The organism is Nostoc sp. DedQUE08 (genome assembly GCF_034530895.1).
Lineage (GTDB): Bacteria > Cyanobacteriota > Cyanobacteriia > Cyanobacteriales > Nostocaceae > Nostoc.
The window spans coordinates 1-13,510 of record NZ_JAVRCD010000113.1 but is presented as its reverse complement, the minus strand read 5'-3'; the positions used below and the strand labels follow the sequence as shown (position 1 = coordinate 13,510).

The window sequence follows — 13,510 nt, the reverse complement described above, 5'->3', positions numbered from 1 at the left end:
GCGGTTGTGGACGCTCAACGGGCAACTGCTACAAGAATTCAAAGGGCATCAAGGCCCAGTCTCAAGTGTGAGTTTCAGCCCGGACGGCAAAACTATCGCCACGGCATCACAAGACGGGACAGCGCGGTTGTGGCCTGTGCAGAATTTAGACCAATTGCTGGTGGGGGGTTGCAATTGGCTGCGTGATTATTTGCAGAATAACCCGAATTTGGGTGAGAGTGACAAGCGTCTCTGCGATGATATCAAGTGAAAGCCAAGTGAAAAATTATGCATCGCCGGATTAATATCAGCTAGCCAGATAAAACGTCATTGCGAGTGCAACGATCGCAAAACGTCTCGTAGAGAAGAGAAGCAATCACAAGCTCGATCCGGTAGCAATGCGATCGCCTGAAAACAGATTTTCATTGTAGGACAGGCGATCGCCTCTATCTATTCGATGTAGCTCAAGCAATATTTTGCGATCGCCCTCTCATATTGAATCAAAGCGATTTTAACTAAAGCGCGATGGCACTACTTGTACTTGTCCATTAGGCGATCGCTTCTTTAATTCTTCTGCTTTTATAGCCCAATACGGTTGGGTTAAGGGTTATTGGTACAAAATATTGGGTTTTGAGACGCGATAAATCGCCGTCTCTACAAGTGTTTTGGTCTGCGATCGGGGTTTACTTGCAGTCTCATCTACTCCCAAAGCTTAGATGCGATCGCCTGCATCAGGCATTTTGCACCATCCAAACCAGTTTGCCCAAAATTTGCTCAACTGGTGGCAGTGGATAATCGGTCAGATCAATCGTAACAGTTTGCCCTTCTAGTTTAAGAAACCGCCAAACTGTACCACTCGTTACCGTTCCGTAGATGGTTGAAATCGGCTGCTGCTTCTGTTGATTAAAGCGTTGAGCTGCCACCATCTCGGCTAAACATTGTCCCAGTGCTGGTTTAAGGTCTTCTTTCTTCGCTTCCACCAAAACCACCGCCGGAGCTTTAATAAACAACTGCTCTGGAGAGCGACTAATGAGAAAATCGACATAACCCGTCAAATCAATTTCTGGCTGCACGCTGAACTCTTCACCCGAAAAGACACTAATTTGTCCTTTGAACTGACGTTTGACTTCTAACAAAACTGGATTGATAATACCTTCAGAACGCGCTTTTTCAGTACTGACTGCGATCGCCCAAGGCAGCGTTTCTTTCAGTGTATCTTTGAGTAAAGAACTTGGATTGACTGGGGAAATTTCAGGCAGAAAGCGATCGCCTTCAATGATAGTGAGTTGAAAATCCTCTACAGCTTTACTGAGGGTAAATTTACTATAAGGCATCAGGATTTTCCCTATTATTTTTTTATATAAAAACTATTTAATTAACGCGTAGCGAGCAAGATACTTTCAATCCCAAACCCGTCGCAAATTCAAGACAAAACCTGGTAACACCGCTTCACCCGACAACTCAGCAGGATTCTCTAACACTTCCACATCTTTAGCCAGTCGATAAATTTCCACCCGTCGCTGCTGCGGATCGATTAACCAACCAAGTTTCGCGCCATTGTCGATATACTCTCTCAATTTATCTTGTAGGGACTTGAGGGTATCTGAACTAGAGCGTAACTCAACCACAAAATCGGGGCAGATATTAGCAAAGGTTCCTTTTTGTGCCGAAGTAAGCGTCTGCCATCGTTCTCCACTCACCCAAGAGGCATCGGGGGAGCGAGTCGCACCATTGGGTAAAATGAAGCCTGTAGAAGAGTCAAAGGCTTCACCAGGTTCGCCCGCATTACGCCACCACAAATACAATTCACCCGAAATACTCCAATTACGTCTCCCGGTTTCCCAGCCTGTTGGTGGGTTCACTATTAATTCTCCTTGTGCGGTTCTTTCTAGTCTCAAGTCTCGGTTGGCTGCGGCTAAAGCAGCAAACTGTTCTTGGGTAACATACAGCCCAATGGACTTAGGCAACTCAATCAATAGGGTTTCGGTTTCTGGACTAGCGGGTGTTTGTACCATCTTGACCTCAAGGATTCGTTTAGGAGGCAGGAGGCAGGGAGCAGGGGGCAGGGAGCATGAGTTAGAAAGAAGCTTTTTATGTTTGATGAATCAGTGCTGCTTGTAGTTCACTTACTTGCAATCTCCTGTAATTATAAGCGATCGCCTTCTCAACTCTTATCCTGTTCTCTTCTGATGGGACGATGAATTAAAATATTTGCCATGCCATCATCAATGAAACAAAACGTCAGTCGAGGTTTTTCATGGCTTTAGAGGGAGTGATTTTAGATATTGATGGCACACTGGTATTAAGTAATGATGTTCATGCAAATTCCTGGGTAGAAGCATTTGCAGCTTATGGCTTAGAAGTGCCATTTGAAAAAGTCAGACCACTTATAGGTATGGGTGGAGATCAAGTGATTCCCAAAGTAGCGCCAGAATTAAATAGCGAAGAAGGAACTGGCAAAGCGATCGCTAAACGGCGCAAAGAACTCATATTGAACAAATTTACATCGCAAATTACTCCTGCCAATGGTACCAGAGACTTAATATTAAAGATGCAAAAATCGGGATTACATCTAGTTGTTGCTAGTTCAGCAAGTTCTCAAGAACTTGACATATTACTCAAAATTGCTCAAGTAGATGATTTAATATCGGAAGTAACTACATCCGATGATGCCGAAGCGTCTAAACCTGCCCCTGACATTGTACAAGCCGCCTTGAAAAAAGGGCAAATGACCCCCGATAAAGTAGTGATGCTAGGTGATTCTCCTTATGATATTGAGTCTGCCGGCAAAGCAGGAGTAGGTGTGATTGCTTTGCGCTGCGGTGGCTTTAGCGATGAACAACTATCGCTTGCGATCGCAATTTACAACGATCCAGAAGATTTACTACAGCACTATGACTCTTCTATTCTGGGTGCAAATGCTTAAATATTAAAAGAAGGAAGAAGGGTAGGCGATCGCAGTCAATTCATTAACGAAGCTGTGCAATATTATACTACTCAAAAAGCCTTAGTCAATCTTGGAGAACAGTTATAGCAAGGAACTGGGGACTAGGGACTGGGGACTGGGTGAAAAGCCTTTTTGTGTCTAAATTTTATCATCTGTTAACGTCCTAACCATTTTGGCTGTTGCTATAAAAGAAAGAGCCATCCAACGGGCGGGACTTGATTTGAAGTTGGTAAAATTTTGAGGCGATATCTGGTGAAAAGTTACTTTGCATCTGCGCTTCCCACTTTTTTAGAAGACGCGATTAATCGCGTCTCTAACCTTTGGCTCAGACCTTAGTGTAATTATTGATTACCTTCGCTAAATCTGGCACTGCTTCTTCTACGTGCTTTTTGGCGGAACCGCGAAGTTTTTCATAGGTTCCTCGCACGATTTGGCGGGTTGAGTTCTTGACTCTAGCATCGGTAACACTCAGTAGCGCGTCTGCTGTATCAGAGCGATTTGCACTCAGATATTCAACTGGATCGCCTTTCTCTACGCCTCTACTCCAGATGGGATCGAGAGCTGTAAAGCATTGCGGTAATATCTGCTCAACGACATAAGGAATATACCCTGGCTTAATCCCTTTCAAAGCAGCAAAGGCAGTTTTCAAAGCGATGCCGCTCATGCCTGACTTGGATGCAAGCTGTCCTTCAATCATGTTGCAACAATCATCTACGACCATAGCCTTTTTGGTCGGATTCAAAAGTCCCTCACTAAGTCCCATTTCACTCTTCCTTATCTAAGTACTAATTCTATTCGGCTAATTTTTTTAGCAAGCAGGAAATTACAGAAAATGGTATCAGAGTTAGAGATGTTGTGGATAAACTGATACGCTTTTAAGCTGCATAGTTGAGAAGAGGCAAGGGGGCAGGGGAGAAATCAATTCAAAATTCAAAATTCAAAATTCAAAATTAAAGAACTTCTGCCCCCTGTGTATAAGACTTAAGAGCTTATCCCATCCTCCTGAGACCTAAGTTGCGTCTCTGGATGACTTGAGCCAGCAGGTAGAACTTCATGTCTAGTTCCCGAAGCTCCATTTGGTGAATCTGGTGGATTTGAACCGCCTCGCTTCCGAGGTAATATAGCCTGAGCCAAGCTCTTAACCAAAATATAGAGAATTGGCACTAAAAACAAACTCAAGAATGTGGAAAGCATCAGCCCCCCAAACAGCGCTGTTCCTAAAGACCAACGGCTGCTGGCTCCAGCCCCTTGAGAAATTACCAAGGGCAAAAATCCTAACAACGCTGCAAAGGATGTCATTAAGATTGGTCGCAAGCGTTCTTGCCCCGCTTTCACCGCCGCCCGCGTGTAGCTCATGCCCTGCTCATGCAGTTGATTGGCAAATTCCACAACTAGAATTGCATTTTTTGCAGCTAGACCAATCAAAGTCACCAAACCTACCTGGCAATAGATATCATCTACTACCTTGGGAAAGAGGCTACCTACCATGAAAATATTGGAACGCAGCCAAATCGCTGTCATTGCTCCCAAAACTGCCAAAGGAACTGTCAGCAAAATAATAATTGGGTCAACGTAGCTTTCATACTGAGCTGCCAGCACCAGAAAGACAATAACGATCGCTAAGGCAAAAATCAAGCCCGTAGCTCCCCCCGATGTCTTCTCTTGGAGATAAGTGCCTGTCCACTCATAACCAAACCCTTGAGGTAAGTTCTCTGCTGCTAGTTGCTCCATTGCTTTAATCGCCTGTCCAGAACTAGCACCGGGAGCCGGAGCGCCCTGTACTTTGATTGACCTGTACAAGTTGTAATGGGCGATGGTTTTCGGCCCCACAAAGGGAGTAATTTTCACCAAACTGCTCAACGGAATCATCGCCCCATTGGCAGAGCGAACATACAGCTTGCCAATATCCTCTGGATTAGAACGGAACACTCCATCTGCTTGCACATATACCCGATACTGTCGCTGTCCCTGCACGAAGTTATTCACATATTGCGACCCCAGATAAGTTTGCAATGCCCCAAAGATGTCGTTAATTTCAACATTGAGAGCTTTGGCTTGGTTGCGGTTTACCTGAATGTCAAATTGGGGAGTATCTGCGGTGAACTGAGTGAAGACTCCTTGGAGAACAGGGCTTTTACGTGCTGCCCCAATCAATTTTTGAGCAGCATCAATTAGGCTTTCAATCGGCGCACTGCCGGTTTTGTCTTGAACGATAAACTCAAAACCACCCGTAGTACTTAATCCTCTCACTGGAGGAGCATTGACTGCGATCGCTCTGGCTTCTGTAATTGTAGATAGCTTTGCGTTCAGTCTTTGAAGTATGCCATAAACAGATTGAGATTGTTCAGTTCTTTCTTTCCAGGGTTTCAGGTTAGCAAAGGCAATACCTAAATTAGAAGCATTACCGTCGAAACCAAAGCCACTGATCATAAAACTAGCTCTAACTTCGGGAGCCGATGTGACTTCTTTGACTACCTTATTCATCACAGATTCAGTATATTTCAAAGAAACCCCGTCAGGCCCCTGGACAATGACAAAGAAGTAACCTTGATCTTCCTCTGGAATAAATCCGGTAGGTACTGCTCTGTACATCAAAACTGTTGCTAATAAACCAGTGAGAAAAACACCAATTACAATCGGCTTGATATGGGTAAGGTAGCTAATAAACCCGACATATCGCCGCGTGAACCAGCTAAATCCTCGATTAAATTGGGTAAAAAACCACCCCAAAGGGCCGCGTGGAGTCTGAGCAGGGCGCATGAGGATGGCTGCCATACTCGGAGAGAAGGTTAAGGCATTGAAGGTGGAAATGCCAATGGAGCAAGCAACGGTTAAGGCAAATTGTTTGTAAACAATCCCAGTAGTGCCTGGAATAAAGGCAACTGGAATAAATACCGCCATGAGTACAAGTGAAGTAGCAATGATTGCCCCAGTTAACTCCTTCATGGCTTCCACAGCCGCCTCAAAGGGTCTCATACCCTGCTCTAGTTTGACTGCAACTGCCTCCACCACAATAATGGCATCATCCACGACGATCCCGATCGCGAGAACAAAACCAAATAAGGTGAGTGTGTTAATTTGAAATCCTAAAACCAACAGAGCCGCACACGTCCCAATCAAGGAAACGGGAATCGCCACAGTCGGAATGATCGTGGTACGCCAGTCTTGTAAAAAGACAAAAATTACCAAGACCACTAGGACAATTGCTTCAACTAGAGTGTGCAGAACTTCTTCTAAAGAAATTTCTACAAACGGAGTGGTATCAAATGCCAACTCGGCTTTAAGTCCAGGTGGAAAACTTTTCTCTAATATTTTGATCTGTTCTTCAACAGCATGAGCAACGTTCAGGGCATTACTACCGGGAAGTTGATATATCCCCAAACCCACGGCTGCCTTGGGAGCATTTCCTGGAATAGTGAATTTGGCATCAGCCAGATAGTTCTCTGCTCCTAGTTCAACTCGACCGACATCTTTGACTTTAACTAAAATGCTATTGGTGCTATTACTAGTGCTATTAGTAGTGTTATTACTGGTGCTACTAGTAGTACTGCCTGGAGTAACTTTCAGCACCATATCCTCAAATTCAGCCGCATCTTTAAATCGACTGGTTGCCCGTAAAGCAAATTCAAAGCTTTGATTATCTGGTGCTGGTTCCTTACCAATCGACCCTGCACCCACTTGAATATTTTGTTGTTGCAGGGCAGCTGTTACATCTTGAGGAGTTAGTTGATGTTGGGCAAGCTTGTTGGGATCGAGCCAGAGACGCATCGCATATTTGCGTTCTCCAAAAACCCTGGCACTTCCTACACCAGGAAGCCGTTTGATCTGATCGAAAATATACAGATCGACATAGTTACTGATAAAAATGTTGTCATACTCATTATTTTCTGAGTAAAACCCATAGACCAGCAATAAACTGCTCGATGCTGTTTCAACAGTTACACCTGTTCGTTGAACGGTATCAGGCAATTGAGGTGAAGCCAGTGCTTCTTTATTTTGAACGTTTACTTGAGCAATATCGCTATTGACATTAGTGGGAAACGAGACAGTTATATTGCTCGAACCATCATTACCCGTATTAGAAGATATATAAGATACATCTTTAACACCATTAATTTGTCGCTCAATAATGTTGGTGACAGTATTTTCTGTTGTTTGAGCATCTGCACCAATATTGTTAGAGCTAACTGTAATTTGTACTGGAGCAAGGTCTGGTAGCTGAGAAATGGGAAGAATCGGTATACAGATGCTTCCCAGCAGCAAGATAATGAACGTGCAGACCGTCGTCAGCACTGGCCGCCTGATGAAGGTATTGACAAACATAAATCAAGCAATAATGGAATTGTTTCAGACTGGTTAGGAACGTAGTAGCTTTTTATTAATATAAGGATTTATTAAGGCTTAATGTCGGCGATCGCACAAGATTGGGGATTGGGTACAAGAGGCAGAGGGGCAAAGGCGCACAGAGGCAGAGGAGCAGAGGGGCAGAGGGGCAGAGGGGCAGAGGGGCAGAGGGGAAAGACTTACTGCAACTTCCCCCCTGCTCCCCCGGTTACTGAGCGTAGTCGAAGTATGCTCCCCTGCTAGGAGAAGTCACCGTTTAGTCTCATCAACTGAAAAATGCGGTAATGAATCTAAATTTCTAATTATCTTTGCCATTACTCGAAAAATTTAACGATTGCTCGTCATTGACCCAAATTGCTTGTTGAGGGACAGAAATCGAAATTCCCGCTTCGTCTAAGGCAACTTTTAGGCGGCGGCGAAACTCGCGTGCTACATCCCATTGCTTGAGGGGCAGTGTTTTAATCCAGACACGAATAATCAAACCGCGATCGCCAAATTGATCTATTCCCAAAACTTGCGGCGGTTCCAAAATTTGACTCTGCCATTGCATTTCTTGATTCATCTTATCGGCAATAGTTGCAATCAAGTTCAAAGCCTTTTCTGTATCGGCTTGGTAGGCGATGGGAATTGTTAAATCGGCTCGCGACCAACGACTAGAAAGATTGGCAACAACTTTAATTTCACCATTGGGAATCGTGATTAAACGCCCTTCAGAATCCCGCACTTGGGTCATCCGCAGATTCAGAGTTTCTACTAAGCCTCCCACGTTCCCCACATTAATCACATCGCCTAAAGCATACTGGTCTTCTAAAATGATCAAAAAACCGTTAATCGCATCTTTAATTAAGTTTTGCGATGCCAAAGACAATGCAACACCAACTAAACTCGCACCCGCTAGTAAGGGAACGATATCTATCCCCAAAGATACCAGCGCGATCAAGAAACCTACTCCTACCCAGATCACAGTAGTGATACTTTTAGTTACACCAGAAAAAGTGGAAACACGCAGTTGCAACCGTGCAGAACTTTCTGGAGTGAGGAAAGCACCACTGCTAATCAGTGTGGAGGCGAAGCGGTCAATCAGGGCGTAGGTCAAACGAATTGCTACATAGGTTGCCAAGCATACAACACCTAATCGCACAGGAAACTGGGCGGCTGTGAGAATTGCTACCTGCAAACCTCGTGTATAGGGAAATAAACCCAAAATAAAGAAGCTTCCACCTCCCCAAATTCCGGCTTGACTGAGCTGAAACAATCGTCTCTTGGCTTCTTGAAGATGTTGCTGTTGCCGTTGATTTAATTGTGTTGTAATTGCTTGATCTGCTGGTTTTGGGTAATTGAAGAGTTCCCTCTGGGGTTGAGAGGCAATGGAGTTTTCTAAATTCTTTTGGGAACGCCGCTGCCAACTATATACCCCCCAACTCATAACAATCATTGCTAGTCCGATACCGCCAGCAATTTTACCTTGGTCGATTAAAGATTGAATTTGCCTTTCTTGCTTGGCTTGTTGCAAGTCTTCTTGTAATGATTCGGCGACTTGATTTGCCGATGTCGATACATCTACCTGTCGCAGTTCCGCATCTTCCGAAGTAACGGTCATCAGATATTGACCGTTGACATAAATTACTGGTAATTCGTTTACTTTGCGAACTTCTACCTTGACTGGTGTTTTTGCTGGTGATTGAAAGTAATTTTGACCAATTTTCTCCAACTTCTTTTGAATATCTTCTGAACGCTCAGGAAAGTTGGTTCTTGTTGCCGCTATTTGAAATAACCGACGACCATCTAAATAAATCCAGCCCGAAACAACTCTGTTATCTGAATCATTACTAATACTGCTGGGAGCTTGCAGTTGCGGTAAAAGAGGTATCTGGGCCGTGGCTTTTGGCACAGATACAATGCCTATAGCCATTGAACTAGCGATGCCTACGGCGGGCAAAGCCAACGCCAAAAATTGAAAGCGCACTCAAACACCTCCTTGAGTAAAATCTATTAATTACTACTTTAACTATCCTGCTTAATTCCTTTGGGTAGATGTACCTATCTAAAGTTGAAGTTTTCCCTTGAGTTGATGAAAATTTGATATTTTTTTTCTTTGTCTTCTATCTTGAGACAGATGACGAAAATCAGAATGTCAGCCTGAAAAGAGTCTTATGCTTACCAAAGATAAAACAAAAAGGAAGAAGCTGGAGAGGAAGTTGACATTCCGGCGATCAAACGTCAAGCTAGTTTTGAGGATTCTTGACTAGTGATTTGCTTTCATCCAAGCAAAAATCGCCAGTAGTAGAATAACCTAGTAGAGTGCGTAAAACTTACGTAGCTTTTTTAATTTTTTGAGGTAACTTTTGATGACCGCAACTTCTCCCCGATTAAAGCACGAGGTTAAAGACCTCGGCCTAGCTGCCTTGGGAAGACAGCGCATTGAATGGGCTGGACGCGAAATGCCAGTTTTGAAGCAAATCCGCGATCGCTTTGCAACCGAAAAGCCCTTCGCTGGTTTACGCCTTGTAGCTTGTGCCCACATTACAACCGAAACAGCACATTTGGCGATCGCTCTGAAAGCCGGTGGTGCAGACGCGCTTTTAATTGCTAGCAATCCTTTATCAACCCAAGATGACGTAGCCGCTAGCCTCGTCGTCGATCATGAAATTCCCGTCTTTGCTCAAAAAGGCGAAGATAACGAAACTTATAACCGCCACGTCCAAATAGCTTTAGATCATCGCCCCAACATTATTGTTGATGACGGTAGCGATGTGGTTGCAACTTTGGTACAACAACGCCAACACCAAATTGCTGATTTGATTGGTAGCACCGAAGAAACCACCACTGGGATCGTGCGGTTACGCGCCATGTTTAGAGAAGGCGTACTCACCTTCCCCGCAGTCAACGTCAACGACGCTGACACCAAGCACTTCTTTGATAATCGCTATGGTACTGGGCAATCAACCCTAGATGGCATTATCCGCGCCACCAATATTTTGTTAGCTGGGAAGAATGTTGTTGTTGTCGGTTATGGCTGGTGTGGTAAAGGTACAGCCCTCCGCGCCCGTGGAATGGGTGCTAACGTCATCGTCACCGAAATCGACCCCATCAAGGCAATTGAAGCCGTAATGGATGGCTTCCGCGTCCTGCCAATGGCTGAAGCTGCACCCCAAGGTGATATATTTATCACTGTGACTGGTAACAAGCACGTCGTTCGTGGCGAACACTTCGATGTCATGAAAGATGGTGCGATCGTTTGTAACTCCGGTCACTTTGACTTGGAACTTGATTTGAAATACTTGGCTGCACAAGCTAAAGAAATCAAAGAAGTTCGTCCTTTCACCGAAGAGTATAAATTGAAAAATGGTAAATCAGTTGTCGTTCTCGGACAAGGACGCTTGATTAACCTAGCTGCGGCTGAAGGACACCCCAGCGCGGTAATGGATATGAGTTTTGCCAACCAAGCTTTGGCTTGTGAATTCCTGGTGAAGAATAAGGGTAAGTTGGAACCTGGTTTGCACTCAATTCCGGTTGAAGTCGATCAAGAAATTGCTCGATTGAAGTTGCAGGCTATTGGGATCACGATTGATAGCCTCACACCCGATCAAATTGAGTACATCAATTCTTGGACAAGTGGAACTTGATACATTGATTAGTTAATTGTTTGAGGGATAAGCTTTTGGGCTTATCCCTTTTTTTTGGGTTTTGCCCATACTGCAAGCGTAATCCGCAAAGTGCAAAAGCTTACTTACTTAATGGCTGCATAATTTGATAAGCGAAGTCTAGAATTTCATTTCATCATTTTTTAACTCTTATTTAGCGACAAGTCTAATACCTAGAATTATGGTAGAGTCGATGGAGGGTATTATCCCTCGCACCTCTCTGTTAAATCTGGACGTGTCACTTTAGATACATCATAATCCTTCCGTAAAGGGTGGTTATACGGAACTATGCAGACCAGTGCCAAAGTTTTAGAATTATGGATTTGAATTTAGCATTTATGCAAAATCAATTATGACAGTTTTAAGACAAGAAACATGTCTCTTTTTGAAGAAAAACTAACAATAAAGCAGTATATTGAGCTTGTCCAAAGAAAACGACCAGCATTAGTTCAACATGCTGATATTCCCATTACTAAATGGTGTAATCAGTTTTTAACAACTGAAGATCAATATATTGCGTTGAGGCTGCTTTTTGATTTTATCTACTATGATACAAAAAAAGCACGAAATGCTTTTGAATCTCTCCACTTAAAGTTGATGTCAAAATTAAGACTAGAGACCTACCAAAAAGAAAGCGAGGTCATATTCTTATTTCCTGGGCACGCTAAAAGTGGTGCATATATGAGCTACTTGTATAGTCAAGCCAATAACATAAAAGTTAAAGGTGCTTTGCACTCTGAGATGATATCTGGGAAAATCACAGAGAAGTTCTATCCTTTGGATTCTTTGAAAGACTATCACGTTATTGAGAAGATAGAAAGTTTAGGCGTAAAGAATCTAGTCTTAATTGATGATATCGTGGTCAATGGTGGGGGATTAAGTTATTATTTAACTGACGAAGTTAGAAAGAAATTTGCCCTTTTTGACAAAGTTTTCTTAGTTACTCTTGTGGCTAGTCAGTTAGGACTAGATAGATTAAAATTTGGTTGGAAAGATAGGTCAAAGCCTCCACTGCTTGACCCTATTCCTAACCTTGAAGCAATCTATCACCAAGAGATTTGGAATTTTGATGATCCTAAAAACGTTGCGTATTCTAAAGAGGAAAAATTAGTCTTAAATAATTGGCTCAGTAAGTATATGAAAATCATAGATAGCTCGAATTACAAAAAATTCGATCGATCGAAAGCACTTGTTACTTTCGATTGGAACACACCCGGAACTACACCAATGCCTTTTTGTCACTCCAGAGGCACTTGGATACCTCTTTTTCAAAGATATAGTGGATCTGGCTAATGTATTGACAAATTTGACAGCATTTAAGAAGCCATTTCTTAAACTACAATTAAGTTTAAAATCGTAAACCATAAGGTATTGCTTTCGAGAAGAGTTGTCTCTAGAAGAGGTTTATAGTGCCTTCCAATGATAATGACACAGTGAGTAAAACAGGGATCTTTGTTTTACCTAATAACAAATACCTGACAAAAGTTCAAAGTGTAGTCAATTCCTTTCAGGAATATGAATTGCCCAAAATATTTCTGAGTCACAAAACGGGTCTACATTTAAATGAGGAGGTCAATTATTTCATAGTTGCAGCAGGTAAAGGGAAAAGACTAAAAGCCTTGACACAATTAGTCGGTGATTATACTAAGGCTTGCTTTCCTTTTCCTCTTAATAATTATTACAGAGATATGTACGTGGCTGATTTTCCACTTGCACTAGGTACAAGCTTTGTCAATAAAACTGGGTATGATTTTTTCACATGCCCTCCCAACGGAAATATTTCAGGTGTAATAAACTATTATCTAAGAAATCCACAAAATATTAAAGCAACGCTTATCAGCGGAGTAGATTTAGTATATGACAGCAGCTCACAAGAAATCGCAGAATTCATTGAAATACAACTTAAACAACCTAGCAATCACTTGGCATTTATTGGCACAGAAAAAAGGCTGAACTATCCAAGTTCCGTTGGAATTTTCAGAGCAGAAAAAACATCAATCTCCGAAAGCGCGTTCACATTCATTGATTTTATAGAGAACCCTTCGCCAGAAGAGTTTAGAAGCTGTATTCTTCCAAATGGAAATCATATTGTAAATACAGGACTTGTATATTTCAGTAAGCTAGCCGTAACAAAATTAATGGATAAAGTTCGGCAAGAAATTGAAAATCAGGGTTGTGTAACTTTTTTAAAGAAAAACGATTCTGAAATATACAACGGAGCGCATGCTATAACTTATATTTTAAAGAATATGGATAAACTTTTTGGAGAAAAATCCAAAAAGCAACCTATGATAAAAATGGTTATCAATTGGGAAGACGTGGGTACTGTAAAGTCATATTTCAGGTTTCTGAGTCACGTGAAAAACGGCCTGTACTTACAAAATTTCTCTCCTGACTATGCAAAAGCGATTTGGACCTCTGTTTCGAACAGAGTCAGTATCGAACCTAACCAGAAAAAGATGCTATTTTCCCCTCGATATTTTTCAATTGAAGATATTCCAGAAAACGAGCATCACTTGTTCAATAGTATTGAGGGTATAAGGGTGAACGAAAAAAGGTGTGGGGAAGAAAAAACGAGTTAGCGTACTATTTACGC

Annotated in this window: 10 protein-coding genes; 5 read left to right on the top strand and 5 right to left on the bottom strand. The window is 42.6% G+C overall.

Going from position 1 to position 13,510, the window contains the following annotated elements; genetic code table 11:
* On the top strand, positions 1 to 250 hold a 250-nt coding region (locus tag RMY64_RS36045; protein ID WP_322702601.1), incomplete at its 5' end, for a WD40 repeat domain-containing protein.
* Between the two features lie 460 nt (positions 251 to 710).
* Here the strand turns inward: RMY64_RS36045 and RMY64_RS36040 are convergent.
* Both RMY64_RS36040 and RMY64_RS36035 read right to left on the bottom strand, forming a co-directional pair.
* Positions 711 to 1,313, bottom strand: a complete 603-nt coding sequence (locus RMY64_RS36040; protein WP_322702600.1) for a hypothetical protein — start codon at positions 1,311 to 1,313, stop codon at positions 711 to 713.
* Between the two features lie 66 nt (positions 1,314 to 1,379).
* Positions 1,380 to 1,994, bottom strand: coding sequence for a Uma2 family endonuclease (locus tag RMY64_RS36035; RefSeq protein ID WP_322702599.1), 615 nt, complete (start codon positions 1,992 to 1,994; stop codon positions 1,380 to 1,382).
* A 242-nt stretch (positions 1,995 to 2,236) separates the two neighbouring features.
* On the opposite strand from RMY64_RS36035, the gene RMY64_RS36030 reads away from it, so the two are divergent.
* Entirely contained in the window at positions 2,237 to 2,905 is a 669-nt protein-coding gene (locus RMY64_RS36030) for an HAD family hydrolase (RefSeq protein WP_322675116.1), read from the top strand.
* A gap of 346 nt (positions 2,906 to 3,251) precedes the next feature.
* On the opposite strand, the gene RMY64_RS36025 is transcribed toward RMY64_RS36030, so the two are convergent.
* The 3 genes from RMY64_RS36025 to RMY64_RS36015 all read right to left on the bottom strand — a co-directional run bounded on the left by RMY64_RS36025 (position 3,252) and on the right by RMY64_RS36015 (position 9,236).
* Complete coding sequence (locus RMY64_RS36025; RefSeq protein ID WP_322675115.1) at positions 3,252 to 3,689, bottom strand: DUF6918 family protein; 438 nt, start codon at positions 3,687 to 3,689, stop codon at positions 3,252 to 3,254.
* A 218-nt stretch (positions 3,690 to 3,907) separates the two neighbouring features.
* Positions 3,908 to 7,249 (bottom strand): efflux RND transporter permease subunit, encoded by a 3,342-nt coding sequence (locus RMY64_RS36020; protein WP_322675114.1) that lies wholly within the window; start codon positions 7,247 to 7,249, stop codon positions 3,908 to 3,910.
* A gap of 319 nt (positions 7,250 to 7,568) precedes the next feature.
* Positions 7,569 to 9,236, bottom strand: a complete 1,668-nt coding sequence (locus RMY64_RS36015) for a mechanosensitive ion channel family protein (RefSeq protein ID WP_409882853.1) — start codon at positions 9,234 to 9,236, stop codon at positions 7,569 to 7,571.
* 382 nt (positions 9,237 to 9,618) lie between these two features.
* On the opposite strand from RMY64_RS36015, the gene ahcY reads away from it, so the two are divergent.
* The 3 genes from ahcY (at position 9,619) to RMY64_RS36000 (ending at position 13,496) form a co-directional block, all read left to right on the top strand.
* Positions 9,619 to 10,896 carry an adenosylhomocysteinase gene (gene ahcY, locus RMY64_RS36010; protein WP_322675113.1) on the top strand — a complete coding sequence of 426 codons (1,278 nt, stop codon included), beginning with the start codon at positions 9,619 to 9,621 and terminating at the stop codon, positions 10,894 to 10,896.
* 393 nt (positions 10,897 to 11,289) lie between these two features.
* The gene (locus RMY64_RS36005) at positions 11,290 to 12,207 is read left to right on the top strand and encodes a hypothetical protein (protein WP_322675112.1); all 918 of its coding nucleotides are present in this window, start codon (positions 11,290 to 11,292) and stop codon (positions 12,205 to 12,207) included.
* 116 nt (positions 12,208 to 12,323) lie between these two features.
* Positions 12,324 to 13,496 (top strand): hypothetical protein, encoded by a 1,173-nt coding sequence (locus RMY64_RS36000; RefSeq protein ID WP_322702598.1) that lies wholly within the window; start codon positions 12,324 to 12,326, stop codon positions 13,494 to 13,496.
* Positions 13,497 to 13,510: the final 14 nt, after the last annotated feature.